At 39.1% G+C, this 21,970-nt stretch carries 24 protein-coding genes; all 24 read left to right on the top strand.

Annotation, left to right across the window (positions count from 1 at the left end; genetic code table 11):
• Positions 1-1,558 (top strand): N-acetylglucosaminidase (locus tag IEV41_RS19230; RefSeq protein WP_188390136.1); only part of this gene is annotated, 1,558 nt, incomplete at its 5' end.
• Positions 1,559-1,722: 164 nt separating this feature from the next.
• On the top strand, positions 1,723-2,097 hold the full coding sequence (locus IEV41_RS19225; RefSeq protein WP_188390135.1) for an NADH-quinone oxidoreductase subunit A: 375 nt from the start codon (positions 1,723-1,725) through the stop codon (positions 2,095-2,097).
• Complete coding sequence (locus IEV41_RS19220; RefSeq protein ID WP_188390134.1) at positions 2,088-2,606, top strand: NuoB/complex I 20 kDa subunit family protein; 519 nt, start codon at positions 2,088-2,090, stop codon at positions 2,604-2,606. Before IEV41_RS19225 ends, IEV41_RS19220 begins: the two co-directional genes overlap by 10 nt.
• A complete protein-coding gene (locus IEV41_RS19215) occupies positions 2,603-3,973 on the top strand; it encodes an NADH-quinone oxidoreductase subunit C (RefSeq protein ID WP_188390133.1) in 1,371 nt (456 codons plus the stop codon). Before IEV41_RS19220 ends, IEV41_RS19215 begins: the two co-directional genes overlap by 4 nt.
• Positions 3,974-3,979: 6 nt before the next feature.
• Positions 3,980-5,080, top strand: a complete 1,101-nt coding sequence (locus tag IEV41_RS19210; RefSeq protein WP_188390132.1) for an NADH-quinone oxidoreductase subunit D — start codon at positions 3,980-3,982, stop codon at positions 5,078-5,080.
• A complete protein-coding gene (gene nuoH, locus IEV41_RS19205) occupies positions 5,080-6,081 on the top strand; it encodes an NADH-quinone oxidoreductase subunit NuoH (protein ID WP_188390131.1) in 1,002 nt (333 codons plus the stop codon). Before IEV41_RS19210 ends, nuoH begins: the two co-directional genes overlap by 1 nt.
• Before the next feature lie 76 nt (positions 6,082-6,157).
• A complete protein-coding gene (gene nuoI, locus IEV41_RS19200; protein WP_188390130.1) occupies positions 6,158-6,577 on the top strand; it encodes an NADH-quinone oxidoreductase subunit NuoI in 420 nt (139 codons plus the stop codon).
• Complete coding sequence (locus IEV41_RS19195) at positions 6,574-7,089, top strand: NADH-quinone oxidoreductase subunit J (RefSeq protein WP_188390129.1); 516 nt, start codon at positions 6,574-6,576, stop codon at positions 7,087-7,089. Before nuoI ends, IEV41_RS19195 begins: the two co-directional genes overlap by 4 nt.
• Positions 7,082-7,396, top strand: coding sequence for an NADH-quinone oxidoreductase subunit NuoK (gene nuoK, locus IEV41_RS19190; protein WP_188390128.1), 315 nt, complete (start codon positions 7,082-7,084; stop codon positions 7,394-7,396). The genes IEV41_RS19195 and nuoK overlap by 8 nt, the downstream gene beginning before the upstream one ends.
• A gap of 25 nt (positions 7,397-7,421) precedes the next feature.
• Positions 7,422-9,284: an NADH-quinone oxidoreductase subunit L gene (gene nuoL / locus IEV41_RS19185; RefSeq protein ID WP_188390127.1), complete on the top strand. Its 1,863-nt coding sequence runs from the start codon at positions 7,422-7,424 to the stop codon at positions 9,282-9,284.
• A 5-nt stretch (positions 9,285-9,289) separates the two neighbouring features.
• The gene (locus IEV41_RS19180) at positions 9,290-10,780 is read left to right on the top strand and encodes a complex I subunit 4 family protein (RefSeq protein ID WP_188390138.1); all 1,491 of its coding nucleotides are present in this window, start codon (positions 9,290-9,292) and stop codon (positions 10,778-10,780) included.
• A gap of 12 nt (positions 10,781-10,792) precedes the next feature.
• Positions 10,793-12,292 carry an NADH-quinone oxidoreductase subunit NuoN gene (gene nuoN, locus IEV41_RS19175; protein ID WP_275583754.1) on the top strand — a complete coding sequence of 500 codons (1,500 nt, stop codon included), beginning with the start codon at positions 10,793-10,795 and terminating at the stop codon, positions 12,290-12,292.
• 84 nt (positions 12,293-12,376) lie between these two features.
• Entirely contained in the window at positions 12,377-12,613 is a 237-nt protein-coding gene (locus IEV41_RS19170; RefSeq protein ID WP_188390125.1) for a DUF1146 family protein, read from the top strand.
• A 60-nt stretch (positions 12,614-12,673) separates the two neighbouring features.
• On the top strand, positions 12,674-13,390 hold the full coding sequence (locus IEV41_RS19165; RefSeq protein WP_188390124.1) for a YwmB family TATA-box binding protein: 717 nt from the start codon (positions 12,674-12,676) through the stop codon (positions 13,388-13,390).
• A 34-nt stretch (positions 13,391-13,424) separates the two neighbouring features.
• Positions 13,425-14,735 (top strand): UDP-N-acetylglucosamine 1-carboxyvinyltransferase, encoded by a 1,311-nt coding sequence (gene murA, locus IEV41_RS19160; RefSeq protein WP_188390123.1) that lies wholly within the window; start codon positions 13,425-13,427, stop codon positions 14,733-14,735.
• 234 nt (positions 14,736-14,969) lie between these two features.
• Positions 14,970-15,977 carry a stage II sporulation protein D gene (spoIID, locus tag IEV41_RS19155; RefSeq protein WP_188390122.1) on the top strand — a complete coding sequence of 336 codons (1,008 nt, stop codon included), beginning with the start codon at positions 14,970-14,972 and terminating at the stop codon, positions 15,975-15,977.
• 183 nt (positions 15,978-16,160) lie between these two features.
• Complete coding sequence (gene spoIIQ, locus IEV41_RS19150; protein ID WP_188390121.1) at positions 16,161-16,976, top strand: stage II sporulation protein SpoIIQ; 816 nt, start codon at positions 16,161-16,163, stop codon at positions 16,974-16,976.
• Between the two features lie 219 nt (positions 16,977-17,195).
• Positions 17,196-17,468: a sporulation transcriptional regulator SpoIIID gene (spoIIID, locus tag IEV41_RS19145; RefSeq protein WP_188390120.1), complete on the top strand. Its 273-nt coding sequence runs from the start codon at positions 17,196-17,198 to the stop codon at positions 17,466-17,468.
• A gap of 173 nt (positions 17,469-17,641) precedes the next feature.
• Positions 17,642-18,643, top strand: coding sequence for a rod shape-determining protein (locus IEV41_RS19140; protein ID WP_188390119.1), 1,002 nt, complete (start codon positions 17,642-17,644; stop codon positions 18,641-18,643).
• Between the two features lie 278 nt (positions 18,644-18,921).
• Complete coding sequence (locus tag IEV41_RS19135; protein WP_188390118.1) at positions 18,922-19,746, top strand: flagellar hook-basal body protein; 825 nt, start codon at positions 18,922-18,924, stop codon at positions 19,744-19,746.
• 46 nt (positions 19,747-19,792) lie between these two features.
• Positions 19,793-20,611, top strand: a complete 819-nt coding sequence (locus tag IEV41_RS19130) for a flagellar hook-basal body protein (protein WP_188390117.1) — start codon at positions 19,793-19,795, stop codon at positions 20,609-20,611.
• A 15-nt stretch (positions 20,612-20,626) separates the two neighbouring features.
• On the top strand, positions 20,627-20,893 hold the full coding sequence (locus IEV41_RS19125; RefSeq protein WP_188390116.1) for a DNA-directed RNA polymerase subunit beta: 267 nt from the start codon (positions 20,627-20,629) through the stop codon (positions 20,891-20,893).
• 53 nt (positions 20,894-20,946) lie between these two features.
• Complete coding sequence (gene fabZ, locus IEV41_RS19120; protein ID WP_188390115.1) at positions 20,947-21,378, top strand: 3-hydroxyacyl-ACP dehydratase FabZ; 432 nt, start codon at positions 20,947-20,949, stop codon at positions 21,376-21,378.
• Between the two features lie 60 nt (positions 21,379-21,438).
• Positions 21,439-21,918, top strand: coding sequence for a VanZ family protein (locus tag IEV41_RS19115; protein ID WP_188390114.1), 480 nt, complete (start codon positions 21,439-21,441; stop codon positions 21,916-21,918).
• The last annotated feature ends 52 nt before the right edge of the window (positions 21,919-21,970 follow it).

Here is a 21,970-nt window from a genome sequence, read left to right as displayed (position 1 = left end):
AGGCGAGAAAAGCGGTTGGTACCAAGTAAAGGCAGCAGGCCAGACGGGTTGGGTATCAGCAGAGTTTGTGAAAGTGACGGACACACCAAAGCCAGACCCAAAACCAGACCCAAAACCACAACCAGAAGTGACGAAAAAGGCAGGAACAACAACGTCGAATTTAAATATGCGAACGACGAACAGCACGAGTGGGAAAATCATTACGACGCTGAAAACAGGAACATCTGTTGAAATTATAGGTGAGAAAAGCGGTTGGTACCAAGTAAAGGCAGCAGGTCAAACAGGTTGGGTATCAGCAGAGTTTGTGAAAGTGACGGATACACCAAAGCCAGATCCGAAACCAGATCCGAAACCAGAACCACAACCAGAAGTGACAAAAAAGGCAGGAACAACAACGTCGAATTTAAATATGCGTGATACAAATAGCACATCTGGAAAGATCATTACAACGTTAAAACCAGGAACATCTGTTGAGATTATAGGTGAGAATAGTGGTTGGTACCAAGTAAAGGCAGCAGGCCAGACAGGTTGGGTATCGGCAAAGTATGTGAATGTAACGGACTCACAAAAACCAGATCCGAAACCAGAAGTAACGACAAAAATGGGTAAGACAACATCAAACGTAAATATGCGTGATACAAATAGTACATCAGGAAAAATATTAGCAACTCTTCCGAGTGGCACAATCTTGAAAGTCCTTGATGAAAAGAATGGTTGGTACTATGTTGAAGCGAATGGATTAAGAGGATTTGTATCAGCTCAGTATGTAAAAGTGAACGCAGATGGAGAAACTCCAGAAGCTAGTATTACATATGCAACAGCAGATTTAAGAAAGCCATCAAACGTTACGGCAGCAGAGATTGATAGATATATCCAATCAATGCACCCTAATAGCCCGATGATTGGATTAGGAAAGTACTTTATTTCGGCTCAACAAGAATTCGGTGTTAATGCATTGTATTTAGCAGCTCATGCAATTTTAGAAACAGGCTACGGTAAATCTGAAATTTCATATCGTAAAAATAATTTATTTGGTTTAGCTGCATATGATAGCACACCATTCACAAGTGCAAAATACTTAACAAGTTATCATGAGAGTATTCGTTATAATGCAGACTTTGTACGTAAAAGTTATTTGAACCCAGGTGGTACATGGTATAAAGGTTCTGACTTAGTAAGTATGAATTTCTATTATGCGTCAGATAAAGGATGGGCAAGTAAAATAGCGAGTATTATGCAACGTATTAAACCGTTTGATGAAAAAGCATATAATAACGCTTCTATTTTACCAAGCAGTAGCAAAACATTAAGTATAAAAAATCTAAGTAATCAAATACCTTACGATATATATCCAGCTGGCAAAACAGCGGAAGTAAAGGTAGATGTTCAATATCGTACATCGCCGTTCCCGTATTCTACAACGAATATAAAGGGAGTATTAAAAGTAAATACAACAGTAAAAGTTATTAGGAAAGATCCTAAAGGATGGGTTGAAATTGTGAGCCCTACAGATGAAAGAGAGACATTCTGGGTAAAAGGTGAATTTTTAGGGATTTAATTAAATGAGCTTAGGAGAATTAGAGATTCTCCTAAGCTTTTTTTATATACTAGGCCTCTTAATCGACACTCGTCAGGTAAATTTGTTATAATAATTACAATTAAAAAAATTCTAAAAATTAGTACCGTAACTGTGTTTCACAAAGAAGAATTGAAAGATAGGGGATGAGATTTGTGAACTTGTACGAGAATAACTACCTCATTGTAACTGTATTCTTATTGTTAGGTATTTTGTTACCAGTAGTAGCGTTGTTTTTTGGGAAGCTACTTCGGCCGAACGTACCGACAAAAGGAAAGCAACTTACATATGAGAGTGGAATTGAACCGTTTCATCAGGCAAATGTTCGATTTCATGCTAGGTACTACATATTTGGGTTACTATTTGTCATCTTTGATGTCGAAACAGTCTTTTTATACCCTTGGGCAGTGGCATACGAGAAATTGGGCCTATTTGCATTAATTGAGATGCTCATTTTCGTTGTTATGTTATTAATTGGGCTTATTTACGCTTGGAAGAAGAAGGTGCTGAAATGGTTGTAAGAATGGATGGAATGTTACCAGAAGAGATGAAAGAGTTAGAGCAGAATATTTTTTTCACGACGTTAGAGCAGGTGAAGGCATGGGCGAGAAGTAATTCGTTATGGCCGATGACATTTGGTCTTGCTTGTTGTGCAATTGAAATGATGGGGGTAGGATCGTCGCACTATGACTTAGATCGTTTTGGATCATTTTTCCGAACGTCGCCACGTCAGTCAGATGTCATGATTGTATCTGGTACGGTCACGAAGAAAATGGCCCCAATTGTAAAACGTCTATACGACCAAATGCCAGAACCAAAATGGGTTATTGCAATGGGCTCTTGTGCGACAGCTGGTGGTCCGTATGTCAACTCATATGCAGTTGTTAAAGGAGTGGATCAAATTGTACCTGTTGATGTGTACATTCCAGGATGTCCACCAAATCCAGCTGCACTTATTTATGGTATTAACAAATTAAAAGAGAAAATTCGTTACGAAGCTAAGACTGGGAAGCAGGTGACGAATCGATGAGTGAAGAGAAGACGAAAGAACAGTTGAAGAAAGAAGCCGCGGAGAAAGCAAAAGCATTAGCAAAGCAAAAGTTAGCAGAACGACAAGCACAAGTAGAAATTACGGAAGCTTCTTTACAAGAGAAAGAATCGAAAGCGGTTACAGAAGATTTGGAGGGAGATGTTCCCTCAAGTATAAAATTGGAAAATACAGCACCCTCAGATGGATTATCAGTAGAAGAAGCATCAACAGAAAAAGAAGAGAATAATAAAGTAGAAGAATCTCCATCAGAAGAAGGAGACGAAAAAGCAAAGGCAATCGCTCTAGCAAAAGCAAAAGCGGCGGCGGCAGCAAAGGCAAAAGCAGCAGCATTGGCAAAGCAAAAGGGAGAAGCAGAAGTAACAGAAGAATCTCCATCAGAAGAAGGAGACGAAAAAGCAAAGGCAATCGCTCTAGCAAAAGCAAAAGCGGCGGCGGCAGCAAAGGCAAAAGCAGCAGCATTGGCGAAGCAAAAGGGAGAAGCAGAAGTAACAGAAGAATCTCCATCAGAAGAAGGAGATGAAAAAGCAAAGGCAATCGCTCTAGCAAAAGCAAAAGCAGTGGCAGCAGCAAAGGCAAAAGTAGCAGCATTAGCGAAGCAAAAGCGTGCGGGTGATACAGAAGAGTCTTCAACGGAAGAAGGGGACGAGAAAGCGAAAGCGATCGCAGCAGCGAAAGCAAAAGCAGTGGCAGCAGCAAAGGCAAAAGCGGCAGCATTAGCGAAGCAACGAGGCGATACGGAGGCGGCTGCGGAACAGTTAGCAGATGATCCGAAAGCGAAAGCAATTGCAGCGGCAAAAGCAAAAGCAGCAGCGTTAGCGAAAGCCAAGGCTGGAAAAGCTGAAGGGAAAGCAGTAGAAGAAAGTCCGTCACCAAATCAAGCAATATTAGATAAATTTGTAGAAATAATTACAAAGAACTTGGGCGAAGGCATATTAGAAGATACATATATTAATAGATTATCAAAAGATGTGCCGACGCTCGTCGCAAAGAAAGAGCATTACGGACAGCTTGCTCATTTTTTGAAGCAAAACGAACAATTGGCATTTCACTATTTATCAGAGATTCACGGCACGGATTTTGAAACGCATATGGAGGTATATATGCATCTGTATTCCCATCAATATGGTCATTCTGTTGCAGTGAAAGTAAAGATCGATCGAGAGAATCCAGTAGTAGATTCGGTAACCCCTGTTTGGGAAGGGGCAGATTGGCCGGAGCGAGAGGCGTATGATTTATTAGGTATTACATTCACGAATCATCCTTGCTTAAAGCGTATCCTACTTCCGGATGAGTGGATTGGCTATCCGCTACGAAAAGATTATGAGCCGTATGATGTGGAGGTGTAAGCTACTATGATTCGTACAGAAGAAATGCTACTGAATGTCGGACCACAGCACCCTAGTACGCACGGCGTATTTCGGTTAGTACTGAAAATTGATGGAGAAATCATTGTGGAAGCGACACCTGTTATTGGGTATCTTCATAGAGGAACAGAAAAAATTGCAGAAAGCTTGCAATATACGCAAATCATTCCGTATACAGATCGCATGGATTACTTATCAGCAATGACGAATAACTATGTTATTTGCCACGCAGTAGAGACGATGATGGGGTTAGAAATTCCATATCGTGCTGAGTATTTACGTGTACTTGTTATGGAGCTTGGGCGGATTGCAAGTCACCTCGTATGGTGGGGGACGAACCTACTAGATCTTGGAGCAGTGAGTCCGTTTTTATATGCATTTCGTGAGCGAGAAATGATTATTAATTTATTAAATGAAATATGTGGCGCACGTTTAACGTTTAACTATATGCGTGTTGGTGGTGTGAAGTGGGATGCTCCGGATGGTTGGTTAGAGAAAATAGAAGCATTTATCCCACATATGAGAGAGCAGTTAAAGGGATACCATGATCTTGTAAGTGGGAACGAAATTTTCTTACAACGTGTCAAAGGTGTTGGGAAATATACAGCAGAAGAGGCAATTGCTTATTCACTGAGCGGTGCAAATTTACGTTGTACAGGTGTAAAGTGGGATGCGAGGAAGGACGAAACATATTCAGTGTATGATCGTTTTGAATTCGATGTACCCGTTGGAGAGAATGGAGATGCATGGGATCGTTACGTATGCCGTATGCTGGAAATTGAAGAGTCACTGAAAATTGTCGAGCAATCGCTCGAACAAATCCCAAGAGAAGGGGATATTCTGGCGAAAGTACCAAAAATCATTAAAGCACCGAAAGGAGAGGCATATGTACGCATTGAATCTCCACGAGGTGAAATTGGGTGTTACATTGCTAGTGATGGGAAAAAGGAGCCGTATCGTTTGAAGTTCCGTCGTCCGTCTTTCTACAATTTGCAAATCTTACCTAAGTTACTAAAGGGAGAAAATATTGCGAACTTGATTACAATACTTGGCGGCGTTGATATTGTACTTGGGGAGGTTGACGGCTAATGATTGAGAGTTTGCTGCAATCGGAATCAGGTTGGATGAACTTTCTTATCTTTTTTGGATTAGGTGTTGTGTTCTTGTTTGTTGTTTTAGGATTTGTAACGTATGCAATTTTGGCAGAGCGTAAAGTAATGGGATTCATGCAAGGGCGTATTGGACCGAACCAAGTGGGAGGTCGCTTTGGTTTACTGCAAACGGTGGCAGATGTACTTAAACTTCTATTAAAGGAAGATACAATTCCGAAAGCTGCAGATAAGCCGTTATTTATCATTGCACCGGTTATTGCGTTTGCACCAGCTTTCATGGTGCTTGCAACAATTCCATTAACAGATCAATTACAGTTTGCAGATATTGGAGTAGGACTACTTTATTATATTGCAATTTCAGGTATTACAACGATTGGTGTCGTAGCAGCTGGTTGGGCATCGAATAACAAGTATTCGTTATTAGGTGGAATGCGTGCAGCTGCACAAATGATTTCATATGAAATCCCGCTTGTAATGAGTGTTATAGGTGTTGTCTTATTAACAGGTAGTTTGAATTTGAATGAGATTGTTGCAGCACAGGAGAATGTTTGGTTTATCTTTATTCAGCCGATTGGATTCCTTATTTTCCTTATTGCGTCTGTAGCGGAGTTGAATCGTACACCATTTGACTTACCAGAGGCAGAATCAGAGCTCGTTGCAGGGTATCATACAGAGTACTCAGGGTTCCGTTGGGCGTTCTTTATGTTAGCGGAGTATGTGTATGTGTTTGCGATGGCTTCACTAACGACTGTTTTATTCCTTGGTGGTTGGCATCCTGTTATGTTCCTAGACTTTATTCCGGGAGCCATTTGGTTTGCGTTGAAATTTAGCTTCGTGTTCTTCTTACTTATGTGGTTTCGTATTTCATTCCCACGTATTAGAGGAGACCATCTGATGGAATTTGGGTGGAAAGTACTTCTACCAGTAGCACTTTTGAACATTTTCTTAACAGCTATTATAAAGGAAATATTCTTATAGAGAGAAGCGATGCAACTGTGTGAGAGGATGTACTGGATGAGAAACAAAGTCGCTTTAAACTCAAGGGGGGTTTGAGATGATTGGATTATTGAAAGGGTTGAAATATACCCTTCAAAATTTAACGAAAGAGAAATTAACGTATGATTATCCGAATGAACCGATACCGCTACCAGATAGATTTCGAGGTATTCAAAAATTCTATCCGGAGAAGTGTATTGTCTGCAATCAATGTTCGAATATTTGTCCGACAGATTGCATTCAATTAACAGGAAAAAAGCATCCGGATCCAACGAAAAAAGGGAAAATTATCGATACGTATGATATTAATTTTGAAATTTGTATTCTATGCGATCTATGTACAGAAGTATGTCCGACGGAAGCGATTATTATGACCAATAACTTTGAGTTAGCAGAATATACACGAGATGATTTATTTAAGAATCTTGAATGGTTGGATGAAAATGATACGAATATACGGAAGGAGAATAAAGCATGAGTGGAGAGATGATTGCTTTTTCGGTCTTAGCATTCGTAGCCATCTTGGGCGGCATTATTATGTTAAATGTAAAGAAAGTCATGCATATGATGGTTGCACTCGTATTCACCTTCTTAAGTATTGCGGGCATTTATGTCTTGTTGCATGCAGAGTTTGTAGCAGTTGTGCAAGTATTAATTTATTCAGGTGCTGTAACAATTTTAATGATTTTTGGAATTATGTTGACGAAGCATAATGATGAACATGAGAATCGCGGTAGTACGCTGAAGCGAATGGGATTGTTAACGAGTGTTATTGCATTTGGAGTAGTAATGTACCTCCTTGTTCGAGATTTTCCTGTATTTGAGCAAGCGACGACGCTTCAAGAGAAGAATACAGAACAAATTGGGGTTCTTATTTATTCTCATTATGTGATTCCTTTTGAATTAACATCTATCTTGTTACTCGTTGCGCTTGTGGGAGCAATCATTTTAACGAAGAAAGATGATGAGGAGGACAATCGTGATGAGTGATATTCCAGCACAAGCATATTTATTTTTGGCAGTTATTTTGTTTTGTATTGGCTTATATGGAGCTCTTACGAAGCGAAATACAGTCATTGTATTAGTATGTATTGAACTAATGCTGAATGCAGCAAATATTAACTTAGTTGTGTTTAGTAATTATGGATTTCAGGCGAACATTACAGGGCAAGTATTTTCATTGTTTACGATTTCAGTGGCAGCGGCAGAAGCTGCAGTTGGCTTAGCCATTTTAATTGCATTATATCGTAATAAAACAACCGTCAATATTGATGAGATGGATGAATTAAAGCATTGATGGACGGACAAAGGGGCTGGATTAAATGATGGAGTTAGCATGGATTATACCACTTTTTCCATTGTTATCATTTGTGTTGCTTCTCCTTTTTGGGAAAAGGTTGAAGGAGCATAGTGGGATAGTCGGAATGGTACTTGTTGGTTTTTCGTTTCTTCTATCTATTCTTGTATTCGTAGATCGATATTCGAACGCTACGTTTAAGCAAGAATTTACATGGTTACAAATTGGAGACACAATTTTAACAGTAGGATTTGAAGTAAATGCGTTAAATGCGATGATGCTTGTAATCGTAACGCTCGTTAGTTTTCTTGTACATATGTATTCAAGAGGGTATATGCACGGGGACAAACGAATACCTGTCTTCTATGCATATTTAGGCCTCTTTACATTTGCGATGTTAGGGCTGGTTATTTCAACGAATTTATTACAAACGTATGTATTTTGGGAGTTAGTAGGTTTAGGCTCATTCCTTTTAATTGGTTTCTATTTTTATAAAGAGGAAGCTAAAGCTGCGGCGAAGAAGGCGTTCATTATGACACGTATCGGAGATATAGGCTTCTTCATCGGGATGATTCTATTATTCTGGCAAGTTGGTAGTTTTGAGTATGATGAGATTTTTGCTAGTATTTCATCAAGTTCAATCTCGCCAACGATGGTAACGTTATGCGCTATTCTTCTGTTTATTGGAGCTGTTGGTAAATCTGGTCAATTCCCGCTTCATTCGTGGTTGCCAGATGCGATGGAAGGGCCAACACCTGTATCGGCATTAATTCATGCGGCGACGATGGTTGCGGCAGGGGTGTATTTAGTAGCAACGATGTTCCCGTTGTTTGCAGCAAGTGAAACGGCTATGACGATTGTTGCTGTTATTGGAGGTTTTACAGCGATCTTTGCAGCCCTAATTGGTATGACCCAAACAGATATTAAGCGTGTACTAGCGTATTCAACGGTTAGTCAGCTTGGGTATATGATGTTAGCATTAGGTTCGGCTGGTTATGTGGCAGGAGTGTTCCATTTAACCACGCATGCGTTCTTTAAAGCGTTATTATTTTTAGCCGCAGGAAGTGTTATCCATGCGGTGCATACACAGTCAATCAATGAAATGGGTGGGCTGTACTCGAAAATGAAAACAACAGCAGTCTTGTTCTTACTTGGAACAATGGCAATTAGCGGTGTGCCGTTCTTATCTGGATTCTTTAGTAAAGATGAAATTTTGATTGCTACATGGATGAACGGCAACAAAGGATTATTTGTTCTAGCATTAATTGCGGCATTCTGTACAGCATTTTATATGTTCCGTCTATTCTTCCTTGTGTTCACAGGAGAATCAAAAGTGAAAGGGCATGTACATGAATCGCCGAAAACGATGACGATTCCGATGCTAGTATTAGGTGTGTTAGCAGTTATTGCTGGATATATGAATACACCTTGGTTTGGAGCATTTTTACATGATTTCTTAGCGCAAGATGCTGCGCATGTAGGGGAGGTTGTGCATGGTCCAGCATGGATTATGATTGTAGCAACCGCTGTATCAATGTTAGGGATTTTACTTGCTTATGTGATGTATAAAAAGCAAGCAGTGCAACGAGATTGGTTTACAAGTTATATACCAATGACATACAGTGCCGTGAAGAATAAGTTCTACATTGATGAATTGTACCGTGTAACGTTTGTGGCGTTAACAAGTGGTATTAGTAAGGTATGTAAGTATATTGAATTATACGTAGTAGAAGGAGTAGCGAAAGTTGTTACAAGTATTGTAACAGGTGTGAGCTCTATAGGATCGAAAACACAGAACGGTCAAGTACAAATGGCAGGAGCAGTCGCCTTTATCGGTCTTACTATTCTACTCGCTGTGATGGTTGTGAAAGGGGGATATTTCGGCTAATGGATATGTATTTGACTCTACTCATTTTTTCCCCGCTCGTAGGTATTATTTTGTTAGCATGTATGCGCAATAGTGAAATGAAAATAGTGAAAGTTATCGGTATGATGAGTACACTTCTTCCACTAGGGCTTACAATGGCACTATATGCATTATATGTGGGTGGTACGCCGTTACGTGAGTTTGCTGTACAAAAGGAATGGATCAAATTTGGGGATTTCCCGTTTTTACAAGGAAGGCCATTTGCGATTGAGTATGAACTAGGTATATCAGGATTATCGTTAGCGATGTTACTATTAACTAGTCTATTAGCTTTGCTCGCAGCAATTCGTTCATTTTCCATTCAAGAGGGAGCAAGAGGTTACTACATTCTTTTCTTGTTACTAGAAGTAGGGATGCTCGGCGTGTTTGCAGCAGAAAACCTTCTTTTATTCTTTATTTTCTTTGAAATTACCTTGATTCCGATGTTCTTTTTAATTGGTAAATGGGGTGGATTTAATAGTGAAAAGGCGGCTTATCAATTTCTTATTTATAACGGAGTTGGTTCGGCAATCCTCCTAATCGTGTTTACGGTTTTATTTGCAAAAATAGGTACGACGAATTTTGGATTGTTACAACATGCATTATCAACGACGGAAGTGTTAGATGCAACAACGCGTTATGGGCTTCTTATCTCGTTAATTGTAGCATTCGGTGTAAAGCTACCAATCTTCCCGTTACATCGTTGGATGGTTAGTGTGCACGTTGAGGCGCCAATCGGTGTTGTCATGCTTCATGCTGGTGTATTACTGAAGATAGGAGCATATGGTCTTGTGCGCATGGGGGCAGGCTTGTTCCCGGAAGAATTTACGCAATTAGCACCGATGCTTGCGATTTTGGGTGTTGTGAACTTGTTGTACGGAGCGTATTTAGCGCTTATTCAAACAAATTTCCGGAAAATGCTAGCTTACTCCAGTATCTCCCATATGGGTATTGTTTTGATTGGAATGGGTGCAGTAAATGATATTGGCATGCAAGGCGCAATTTTCCAAGTTGTTTCTCATGGCTTAATTGCAGCGTTCTTATTCTTCTTAGTAGGGATGATGGAAGAAAACGTTAAAACGATGGATATAACGCGTCTTGGTGGTCTAGCTAGTTCAATGCCGATTTTATCAGGATTCTTGTTAACTGGTGCAATGGCTTCATTAGGCTTACCAGGCATGTCAGGATTTGTTAGTGAATTTATGGCATTTACAGGATTATTCTCATCAAAACCAATTATTGCAGCCATTGGTACACTCGGCATTATTTTAACAGCAGCGTATTTATTACGTGCGACATTGGGAGTTACGTTTGGAGAGAGAGGAACATATCCAGAAGTGAAAGAATTGCCGATTATGCAATATGTACCAGTAATGATTTTACTTGTATGTATTATTGGAATCGGTGTATTTCCTTCCGTGTTAGCGTCTCTTGTACAACCAACAATCGAAGCAATTATGTTAGGGATAGGGGGATAAAGGCACATGGATATGGAAACGTTGCTTAGTTATGATTGGCATACAATGATGCCAGAATTCATCATCGTTGGATTTGCTATCCTCTTATCACTATTAGATTTGTTTTTAGGTAAGAAGGTAGATCGAAGAAAGTTAGGATGGGTTGGATTTGTTGGAGTACTTGTGGCATTCGTCTCGTTGCTTTTCTTACTGCCACATGAATCAACAGAGATATTGTTTAATACATTTCGTTTTGATTCATTCGGGAAAGCATTCAAGTTACTCCTTTTAGTAGGAACGATGCTTGTATTCGTACTTGCAATCCATGATGATGAGAAGGAAATACAAGATAGAGGAGAGTATTATTATCTCTTTTTAACGGCGCTCTTAGGGGCAATGTTTATGGTATCAAGTGGAGATTTAATTACATTGTTCGTTGGTTTAGAATTACTTTCAATATCTTCGTATATTCTTGTAGCTATACGTAAGAAGAATCGTAAGTCAAACGAAGCAGCTTTGAAATATGTGATTAATGGCGGTATTTCAACAGCAATTACACTGTTTGGTTTAAGTTATATTTATGGTTTGACAGGTAGCACAAATATTCAAGATATGTCGATATTTATTCAAACAGGTAACTTAGAGTCGGTACAAGGATTAATTGGAATGGCATTTCTCCTTACGTTCGTTGGGTTGTCCTTTAAGTTGGCCACAATGCCATTCCATATGTGGGCACCAGATGTGTATGAAGGGGCATCAACACCTGTTACAGCATTCCTTGGTGCAGTATCGAAAGTTGCAGGTTTTGCAATTGTACTTCGCCTTTTCTTATCTATTTTCGGGGCGATTCCGATGGATGAAGGCCAGAGTACATACCTTCTGTATATGCAAGGATTTATCGCTGTCGTAGCTGCAATTACGATGATTATTGGGAATACAATAGCACTGAAACAAGTTAGTGTGAAGAGAATGCTAGCTTACTCCAGTATTGCACATGCAGGATACTTACTTGTTCCGTTTATGGCCTTTTCGCCGTTCCTAATGGATAATATGTGGTTCTATTTACTTGCTTACTTGTTCATGAATATTGGAGCGCTAGCAGTAGTACAAGTCGTACAACGTGCGATAGGTAGCGACCATTTGACAAGTTTCTCAGGATTATACAAACGCTCGCCACTTCTTGCGGTACTGCTAACGATCTTTTTGTTATCTTTAGCAGGGATTCCAGGAACAGCTGGTTTTATTGGAAAAGTACATATTTTCTTAAGTGCCTTTGTTGTGGAACCTGCTCATTATGTGTTAGCGGCAATCTTAATGGGGACGACCGTTATTTCATATTATTATTATTTCAGTATCATTCAGCAAATGTTCTTCCGTCAACCGGATAAAGAAGAAACAATTCGTCCGCAAAGTGGCTTGTTAATTGTTGGATGCCTGTGTGCTGTTGCCACGATTGTGTTGGGTATCTTCCCATTCTTAGCGTATGAGTTCTTCTTTCAATATTTTGATGTTCTGAAAGATTTCTTAGGATAAGGGGAATTTGCTATAATAGAAAAAGTATAGAGTGAAACGCTCTATGCTTTTTCTTGTTGTAGATTGTAGAAGGAAGGTGACGTATTGACAGGTATTGTTGGCCAGCAAGCACTTTTATATATTGTATCTCATCTTGTGTTTATCTCGATTACATGGTGGGCACTACAAGCAATTCATATTGAAAAAATCATTAAAAAAAATCACATAGCACAGACACGAATGTTTCTGCTCCTTGTAACTGTCGCAATAGGCTATAATGTGAGTAATTTCTTCCTGGATTATTTACATTATGCACGAAGTTTGACGTATTTATTTCAGTGAAAAATCGTATAAGCCTCCCTCTTTTCGTTAAAAATGAAGAGGAAAAGGGAGGAATGAAAAATGGGGAAAAAACATATATTAATGCTTTTATGTGTAACTCTTATTGTATTTTTATACGGCTTTCAAACGATGGGGAAGGAAGAAAATTCGAATAAGATTTCGCAAATAGTGGAAATATATGAGAAGAATGACATTGAAGTAGAAGAGTGGGCAATGTACACAAGAGAAATGCTTGATACAACTTCATTGCAAGATGCAATGACACGCGTGGAAAAGAAATTAGGTACGCTTAATTGGCAGACAGAAGGGAAGAAAGTTTCTGCATTGGTGGAACATAATCTGTACCGGGAACGCATTGTTTTAGTATCTTCTCACCATGAGGCTGAAGGCAGTATACAGCTTATGTATGAAGCAAAAGGTAATCAATGGGACAAAAAAGGGTGGAAAGCGCTATCCTCAGAAATAGAAGGGAAAATAGATGACATTTTTCCCCACTATCCAATAATTTTCTCTTGTGTAAAAGGTGTTTTCGATGATAAGATTGAAGGTGTTTTGCAAAAGCAAGCGCAAAGGTTATTGCAGGATTTTCAAGCAGAGAGCATTGAGTCGTTAAATGAAGGGACATTTGTCTCGGTATCTGCATACAATAGCAAGTGGAATGACGCTCTCCCAACAGAAAAAGAAAAAATGAATTTGCAGCTTGGAATAAGACAAGATGAAACTAGTGAGAAAACAACCGTAACGGTTGGGACACCAATAATTACATCTGAGTACTGAATAGATAAATCAATTGGACACGGAGGGGAATACTTTGGAAAAAATCATTGTCCGTGGCGGGAATCGGTTAAACGGCACAGTTCGCGTAGAAGGTGCAAAGAATGCTGTTTTACCTGTACTTGCTGCAACTTTATTAGCGAGTGAAGGAAAAAATATCATTTCTGACGTACCTACTCTTTCCGATGTTTATACAATTAATGAAGTGTTACGTAATTTAAATGCAGATGTTGTATTTGAGAATAACCAAGTAATTGTAGATGCATCGAAAGAGCTTAATGTAGAGGCACCTTTTGAGTTTGTACGTAAAATGCGCGCTTCTATTTTAGTTATGGGACCACTATTAGCGCGTAATAGTCATGCGCGTGTAGCATTACCAGGCGGATGCGCAATTGGATCTCGTCCAATCGAACAACATTTAAAAGGGTTCGAAGCGATGGGAGCAAAAGTAACAGTTGGTAATGGCTTTGTAGAAGCAAAAGTGGAAGGACGTCTAAAAGGGGCAAAAATTTATTTAGACTTCCCAAGTGTAGGGGCAACAGAGAACATTATGACAGCTGCGGTATTAGCAGAAGGAACAACAATTCTTGATAACGTAGCGAAAGAACCAGAAATCGTAGACTTAGCGAACTTCTTAAATGCAATGGGAGCAAAAGTCCGTGGTGCAGGAACTGGAACAATTCGTATTGAGGGTGTGGAAAAATTACGTGGTACAAATCATGCAGTTATTCCAGATCGTATCGAAGCGGGAACATTCATGGTTGCAGCGGCAATTACGCAAGGAAATGTTGTTATTGAAAATGCAGTACCAGAGCATATTAGTTCATTAATTGCAAAGATGAAGGAAATGGGCGTTAACATCATTGAAGAAGAAGAAGGAATCCGTGTTATCGGTCCTGAAACATTAAAAGCAGTTGACTTAAAGACAATGCCTCATCCAGGATTCCCAACAGATATGCAATCACAAATGATGGCGCTTCTGTTAAAAGCAGAAGGAACAAGTATGATTACTGAAACAGTATTCGAGAATCGTTTCATGCACGCGGAAGAATTCCGTCGCATGAATGGTGATATTAAGATCGAAGGTCGTTCTGTCGTGATGAACGGTCCATCTACATTACAAGGTGCAGAAGTTGCTGCAACTGATTTACGTGCAGGTGCTGCCTTAATTTTAGCTGGATTAGTCGCAGATGGTCATACTCGAGTAACTGAATTAAAACATTTAGATCGTGGTTACGTTAACTTCCATCAGAAGTTAGCTGGCCTTGGTGCAGATATTGAGCGTGTAACAGAAGTCGTAGCAGAAAAAGCAACACAAGAAACAACACAATCAAATGTGCATGCGTAAATAATAAGACGGAGCCTTTTTCAAGGGCTCTTTTTTTATGTGTAATAAACCATCGTTTATAGCATTATTATAGACAGAATATATTATTAATATTCATTTTTTTGACATTTGTTCAATTGGTGTCCTCTCTAGTTAACAGAATAGAAGAGGGCACCTTTTTTGTTCTATTTGCTTGTCCATTTTCATAAGTATGAAGTATCAAATCTATCTTGGTGAAGATAGGAGGAGAAATAGATGAGCTGGTGGAAGCCGTGGATGACGATAGGAGTCATCTTCTTTTGTTTAGTCGTGCTTATACCACCTCTTCTTGTATTACCGTTTCATCAGAAAGAGGATATGCAGGTAGAAGGTGGTCAACAAAGAGATCATGGAGAAAAAGAAATAGCGGTGGATGTTGCTGTTTTCCGAAGTAAATTGGATAAGGTAGAGAATATACCATTAGAAGAATATGTAATGGGAGTAGTTTCGGCTGAAATGCCATCTACATTTGAAGTAGAGGCATTAAAAGCACAGGCGTTGAGCGCTCGCACATACATCATGAAAATACTTGTGCAGCAAGATGGTGGAGTGAAAGAGAAGAATGCAGATGTAACAGATACTGTACGGCATCAAGTATATAAAAGTCGTGAAGAGTTAAAGGTGCAGTGGAAAGATAAGTACGATGAAAACATAAAGAAAGTAGAAGGGGCTATTACAGCGACAAAAGGACAAGTTTTAACGTATGGAGAGGAGTTAATCGTAGCTTCTTTCTTTTCAATGAGTAACGGTCAAACAGAGGACTCGGAAGATATATGGGGAAGTGCGCATCCATATTTACAAAGTGTGGAAAGTAATTGGGAAGAGGAGCTTCCTAGCTTTAAGAGTCAGGTGAAGAAATCGATAGCGGAAGTAGAGAAAGTATTAGAAGTGAAAGTGAATAAGGACGGTTCAGTTGGAACAATTGTGTCACGTACAAAAGGGAATCGTGTGAAAGAAGTATCCTTTAATGGTAAGAAAATAACAGGAAAAGATATTCGGACGAAGTTGGGTTTACGCTCTACTGATTTTACATGGGAACAACAAGGTACGGATATTCTTATTACAACAAAAGGATTCGGTCATGGTGTTGGAATGAGTCAATATGGAGCCAATGGAATGGCGAAAGAAGGAAAGAAATATACCGATATTACAAACTATTACTATCAAGGAACAGAGATTATGAATATCGAAAAGTTCCAAGATAAGCTTCTTGTAAAGAAGTGATAGTATCCAAAAGTGGAGGGGATTTTGGTATAAGGACAGGAAAGTTATTTTATCGTCACACGTTGACTGATGAAGTGACTTTTTATTTTGCTTAATTTTTCAGAAAATGTCGAATAATAATTAAAGGAGGAATGTATAGTAACCTCGTTTTTTGTTCAGAATGGTTGCTGAGGTGATGATAGAATGAGAGAGGAAGAAAACAAAAAGCCTTCTCGTAACAAAAAAGTTGTAAAACTATTAAGAAAACGTTGGATTTTCCCTGCACTATATTTATCTAGTGCAGCAGTAATTATTACTGGGGCTCTTCTTTTCCAATACGCAACTGGGGATAAGACAAAACAAGCAGAAGATCCACAAACTGCACAAGTGGAGAAAGAAAATCCAGCAACTCCTGTTACAAAGGGAGCAGAAACAGTGAAAATGCCTGTTGCAGCAGAAGATGCAGTAAGTATTGCGAAACGTTTCTACCGCGAAAATGCATCAGCAGCAGAACAACAAGCAGCTCTAGTGCAGTATGGTAATGACTTTACGGCAAATACAGGGATTGATCTTGTAGCAAAAGACAAAAAGGTATTTGATGTAGTAGCGGCATTGAGTGGAACAGTTGAGCGTGCAGACGCAGATCCATTACTTGGGAATGTTGTTGTTGTGAAGCATGAAAATGGATTAACAACTTCGTATCAAGGACTTGGAAATGTGGAAGTAGCTGTTGGTGATAAAGTGAAACAAGGACAAGTACTAGGTAAGGCTGGACAAAGCACAATTAACAAAGATCTTGGCCTTCATGTTCACTTCGAAATTCGCCAAGGTGGCGTAGCACTTAACCCAGAGGACTACTTTAATAAGACAACAGCTGATATTAAAGTAGATGCTGGAAAGAAAGAAGAAGTGAAAGATTCAAAGAAACCAGCAGAAGAAAGTAAAACACCTGCTGCTGATCGTGAGAAGCAAGATGAATCGAAAAAGCCGGCTGATGAGAAAAAAGATCCACAAAATTAATGATTCTATTCTACACAACTTTTTAAATCAAAAAGTTGTGGCAGGATAAGTTGATTAAGATTAAAAAGAGCGAGATGGAAAAACTTTCTTCCATCTTGCTTTTTTTAGGTATATAACAATACTGGCCTTCATACAATTGTATAAACCTAAAAGAGAGTGGTTGAGGTGAGAGAACTCTCATTTCACGCTTCTCACATCCATTTCAGGGAGGCGAGTAGTGTGCACGATTACATCAAAGAGAGAACTATCAAGATTGGGAAGTATATTGTCGAGACGAGAAAGACGGTTCGTGTCATTGCGAAAGAATTTGGTGTGTCTAAGAGTACTGTTCATAAAGATTTAACAGAAAGGCTTCCGGAGTTAAATCCTGAGTTAGCAAATGAAGTGAAAGAAATTCTTGATTACCATAAATCAATTCGGCATTTGCGTGGTGGAGAGGCTACGAAACAGAAATATCGAAAGGACGACATAGAAAAAGTGGTGAAACAATAGTGCTAGTACGTGGTAGGGGAACGAACATTCTAATCTCCGGAAAATAACGGAATTGACTATAAATGTTTATTTTTTGTTAACATATAGCATTCTGTTTATGATAAAATTATGAATTAGTGAGTATATAGAGTCATTCCGGTTACTAGTTTATTTTCAAGGAGGATATAAATAGAATGTTTTCGAAAGATATAGGAATTGATCTTGGTACAGCCAACGTATTAATTCATGTAAAAGGTAAAGGAATTGTATTAGATGAGCCTTCTGTTGTTGCAATTGACCGCAATACAGGGAAGGTGTTAGCAGTTGGTGAAGAGGCAAGACGCATGGTGGGGCGTACGCCTGGGAATATTGTCGCAATTCGCCCATTAAAAGACGGGGTTATTGCTGATTTTGATATAACAGAAGCAATGTTAAAGTATTTCTTAAACAAATTAGATGTGAAAGGCTTATTCTCGAAGCCACGCATTTTAATCTGTTGTCCAACAAACATTACATCTGTTGAACAAAAGGCGATTCGTGAAGCTGCTGAGAAAAGTGGCGGTAAGAAAGTATACTTAGAAGAAGAGCCGAAAATTGCTGCAATTGGTGCAGGGATGGATATTTTCCAACCAAGTGGTAACATGGTAGTGGATATTGGCGGTGGTACAACAGACGTAGCTGTATTATCGATGGGTGATATTGTCACCGCCTCTTCCATTAAAATGGCTGGAGATAAGTTCGATGCGGAAATTCTGCAATATATTAAGCGTGAATACAAGTTATTAATTGGTGAGCGTACAGCAGAAGATATCAAAATCAAAGTTGGGACAGTGTTCCCAGGCGCGCGTAGTGAATCAATTGATATTCGTGGTCGTGATATGGTGAGTGGATTACCTCGTACGATTACAGTTTACTCGGATGAAATCCAAAAAGCATTAGCTGAATCAGTGGATGTAATTGTACAAGCTGCTAAGTCTGTACTAGAGCGTACTCCACCAGAATTATCAGCAGATATTATTGATCGTGGTGTTATTTTAACAGGTGGTGGAGCGTTGCTTCATGGTATCGATACATTATTAGCAGAAGAGTTAAGGGTACCTGTATTCGTAGCGGAGAGTCCAATGCATTGTGTAGCAGTTGGAACAGGCGTGATGCTTGAGAATATCGATCGTTTACCACACCGTCGCTTAAGCTAAAGAGAGATTGTTTTAGTAGAAATAGGACAAGTTATATAGCGGATGAGACCTATAGAGGTGTTATTTTCTTCCGTAATAAATAATGTATTTTTTGAAGAGCTACCTTATATACGGTAGCTCTTTTTTGTCATCGAAAGTTGTCGCATTTGGTCATATTTTCTCATGTGCCTCTTCTTTATGTTAGGTATAATGTAAGCGGGTAAAAAATATAAACGTTTAAGAAATGACATAAATAGATGCAGAATGATACATATTGTAGATGAATGAGAGGGAATGGGATGCTTAAAGGACTATATACAGCAACGTCAGGTATGATTTCACAACAACGAAAAACAGAGATGTTGACGAATAACTTAGGGAATGTAAATACACCAGGATACAAAGCAGAGCAATCTACGATGCGTGCATTTCCAGAATTGCTGATGGAGCGTTATAAGCAAGATGGTGTACCAAATACGAAGCACCAAACAAGAACTCCGATTGGTGGCTTACATACAGGGGTATATATGCAAGAGACAATCCCTAAATTCGTACAAGGTGCCCTTCGTGAAACGAATCGAAAGACAGATGTTGCACTTGTTGATGGGAATGTTCCGGGTGCAGAGGGACGAAATGGTGCATTGTTTTTCGCAGTGATGCACCCTGATGGAATACAGCGTTATACACGGAATGGTAATTTCACAATTGATTCACAAGGCTATATGACAACGAATGATGGAATGTATGTGTTAGATGAAGCGAATAATCGTATTCAATTATCGAGTGCAGAAGCAACGATTCGCGAAGATGGTACGATTACAGATGGAGAGCGTTTAGTAGGTAGAATTAAAGTTGTCTATGCGAATAATCCATATGCCCTTCAAAAAGACGAGAATGGTTTATTCCGCACAGTTGGTGGACAACCGCTGCCTAATGCAGCAGAAGCAGCAAATGTAACGTACAATGTGAGACAAGGTTATGTGGAGAGTTCAAATGTAGATATGTCACAAACAATGACAGATATGATGGTTGCATTCCGGTCATTTGAAGCAAATCAACGTATTATTCAGGCATATGACCGCAGTTTAGAAAAAGCAGTGAATGAGCTAGGGCGTATCCGATAGAGCAAGAAGGATTACGTAATCGATAGACAAGGAAGGATGATGATGAATGAATCGTATGATGTCAACGGCCACAAATACAATGGGGCAACTACAAACACAGTTAGATATTATTAGTAATAATATAGCAAATTTAAATACGACTGGATACAAACGCCGTGAAGCGAATTTTCAAGAGATGCTATATCAACAATTTAATAACCACCTAAATGGCGGAACAGAGCCAGGACGATTAACGCCAGGAGGACTGCGTTATGGTGTTGGAGCGAAGATTAGTCATACATCTCAACAGTTTACAGCTGGACCGATGATTCAAACAGGACGTCCGCTTGATGTTGCACTAGAAGGAAAAGATCATTTTTTCCGCGTTCGCGTACATGAAAATGGGCAAGATGAAATACGCTATACAAAAGACGGTTCTTTTCAATTAACACCTATACAAGGGAACCCATATGTTTTACAATTATCTACAAGTGCAGGTCATCCAGTATTAGGAAAAGATGGGCAACCGATATATGTGAATAATGATGTGAAAGAAGCTTCTTTCTCCCCAACTGGATCGCTTGTTGTAACAAATATGAATGGAACTAAAGAGGAAGTGGATCTTTCTGTTGCACATATTAACAAGCCCCATTTATTGAAAGCGGCAGGTAGTAACTTATATGCATGGCCTGAAGAATTGGAGATGGATGGTACAGTAGCGGATGCAAATGATGTTGTGTTCAGAGCGGGAACACTTGAACAATCGAATGTCGATATGGGAAAAGAAATGAGTGAACTTATCGTTACGCAGCGTTCGTATCAATTTAACAGCAAAGCTGTAACTATGGCAGATCAAATGATGGGACTTGTGAATGAAATTCGATAGTCTGGAGATGAAATTATGGCTAGTGAAGGATTAGTGAAAGAGCAGGTAGTGAATCAATCTGCAGAAGGAAGAGAAGAACGACATAAGGTTTCTAAGAAGGATACACAAGTAAGGCTTATACCTATTTGGTTACGTATCATTATATTATTTATATCTATTGTAGTTAGTGTTGTAATTGGTGCGGTAATTGGATACAGTATAATTGGGGATGGAAATGTGTCGGATGTATTTAAAATCGACACATGGACGCACATTCTCGATTTAGTAGGTAAGGGAGAATAAATACATACGAAGTAATTTCTCCAATAGAGAATGCGGAAAGGAGAACATCCGACATGTTAGATGTAACACAAATCAAAGAAATTATCGCACACCGTTATCCATTTCTATTAGTGGATCGTATTTTAGAAGTAGAAGATGGAAAGCGCGCGATTGGTATTAAAAATGTATCTGCAAATGAAGAATTCTTTAATGGACATTTTCCTGATTATCCAGTAATGCCTGGGGTGCTAATTATTGAAGCACTAGCGCAAGTAGGGGCTGTTGCTATTTTAAAGCCAGAAGAGAATCGTGGCCGTCTAGCATTCTTTGCGGGTATCGATAACTGCCGCTTTAAGCGCCAAGTCGTACCAGGAGACCAATTACGTTTAGAAGTAGAAATGACACGTGTACGTGGATCAATTGGCAAAGGAAAAGCCATTGCGACAGTAGATGGTGAGTTAGCGTGTGAAGCAGAGCTGACATTTGCATTAGGGCCAAAGAAATAACGATACAACAAGGCTATCTTCCAACAGATAGTCTTTATCTTTTTAGGAGTTAAATAGAATATGAAACAATTCCGAGCGTTGTTGCCTGTGATTTTTATCGCAGCAATTATTTTTCATTTTTCAAACCAGCCATATCAAAAGCAAGATATGCGTACTTCTATTGGAAATTATGTGAGTGAAGAATGGGTAAAAGAGAAACTGGATTTTGTTTCTTTTGATTATGCGGGAAAAGAAATTAGTATAGAAAGTATCGGTGTAGCAGGTTTTATTGAGTTCTTTATCCGTAAAGGTGCTCACTTCAGTATCTTCTTTTTATTAGGCTTTTTCTTGTTTCGTGCATTAGAGAATGTGGGTATATCAAGAAAGAAAGCGATGCTTTTTACCTTTATCGCCATCATCCTTTATGCTATTTTAGATGAACTACATCAAATGTACACAGGCGATCGTACACCATTAGTTCAAGACGTAATGATAGATGTGTTCGGTGGTATAACAGCTATTTTCTTACGTTCTATATTGGTGCGGAAGAAAGGAAGTTAGGTTGTTTAGTTTCGTAAGGTTGTTGGAGAAGCCACTTTCCATACAAAAAAGG

It is taken from the genome of Priestia taiwanensis (assembly GCF_014638355.1).
Taxonomy (GTDB): domain Bacteria; phylum Bacillota; class Bacilli; order Bacillales; family Bacillaceae_G; genus Priestia_D; species Priestia_D taiwanensis.
This window is presented reverse-complemented; position numbering and strand designations above follow the sequence as displayed.

What these genes read in the sequence shown, in the direction of transcription:
- nuoK (WP_188390128.1), top strand. Translation starts at nt 7,082, where the DNA reads ATGAGTGATATTCCAGCACAAGCATATTTATTTTTGGCAGTTATTTTG.
- IEV41_RS19225 (WP_188390135.1), top strand. Translation starts at nt 1,723, where the DNA reads ATGAGATTTGTGAACTTGTACGAGAATAACTACCTCATTGTAACTGTA.
- spoIID (WP_188390122.1), top strand. Translation starts at nt 14,970, where the DNA reads ATGAGCTGGTGGAAGCCGTGGATGACGATAGGAGTCATCTTCTTTTGT.
- spoIIQ (WP_188390121.1), top strand. Translation starts at nt 16,161, where the DNA reads ATGAGAGAGGAAGAAAACAAAAAGCCTTCTCGTAACAAAAAAGTTGTA.
- IEV41_RS19135 (WP_188390118.1), top strand. Translation starts at nt 18,922, where the DNA reads ATGCTTAAAGGACTATATACAGCAACGTCAGGTATGATTTCACAACAA.
- IEV41_RS19210 (WP_188390132.1), top strand. Translation starts at nt 3,980, where the DNA reads ATGATTCGTACAGAAGAAATGCTACTGAATGTCGGACCACAGCACCCT.
- IEV41_RS19180 (WP_188390138.1), top strand. Translation starts at nt 9,290, where the DNA reads ATGTATTTGACTCTACTCATTTTTTCCCCGCTCGTAGGTATTATTTTG.
- IEV41_RS19125 (WP_188390116.1), top strand. Translation starts at nt 20,627, where the DNA reads ATGGCTAGTGAAGGATTAGTGAAAGAGCAGGTAGTGAATCAATCTGCA.
- nuoL (WP_188390127.1), top strand. Translation starts at nt 7,422, where the DNA reads ATGATGGAGTTAGCATGGATTATACCACTTTTTCCATTGTTATCATTT.
- IEV41_RS19215 (WP_188390133.1), top strand. Translation starts at nt 2,603, where the DNA reads ATGAGTGAAGAGAAGACGAAAGAACAGTTGAAGAAAGAAGCCGCGGAG.
- nuoI (WP_188390130.1), top strand. Translation starts at nt 6,158, where the DNA reads ATGATTGGATTATTGAAAGGGTTGAAATATACCCTTCAAAATTTAACG.
- IEV41_RS19165 (WP_188390124.1), top strand. Translation starts at nt 12,674, where the DNA reads ATGGGGAAAAAACATATATTAATGCTTTTATGTGTAACTCTTATTGTA.
- fabZ (WP_188390115.1), top strand. Translation starts at nt 20,947, where the DNA reads ATGTTAGATGTAACACAAATCAAAGAAATTATCGCACACCGTTATCCA.
- IEV41_RS19130 (WP_188390117.1), top strand. Translation starts at nt 19,793, where the DNA reads ATGAATCGTATGATGTCAACGGCCACAAATACAATGGGGCAACTACAA.
- nuoH (WP_188390131.1), top strand. Translation starts at nt 5,080, where the DNA reads ATGATTGAGAGTTTGCTGCAATCGGAATCAGGTTGGATGAACTTTCTT.
- nuoN (WP_275583754.1), top strand. Translation starts at nt 10,793, where the DNA reads ATGGAAACGTTGCTTAGTTATGATTGGCATACAATGATGCCAGAATTC.
- IEV41_RS19220 (WP_188390134.1), top strand. Translation starts at nt 2,088, where the DNA reads ATGGTTGTAAGAATGGATGGAATGTTACCAGAAGAGATGAAAGAGTTA.
- IEV41_RS19115 (WP_188390114.1), top strand. Translation starts at nt 21,439, where the DNA reads ATGAAACAATTCCGAGCGTTGTTGCCTGTGATTTTTATCGCAGCAATT.
- IEV41_RS19195 (WP_188390129.1), top strand. Translation starts at nt 6,574, where the DNA reads ATGAGTGGAGAGATGATTGCTTTTTCGGTCTTAGCATTCGTAGCCATC.
- IEV41_RS19140 (WP_188390119.1), top strand. Translation starts at nt 17,642, where the DNA reads ATGTTTTCGAAAGATATAGGAATTGATCTTGGTACAGCCAACGTATTA.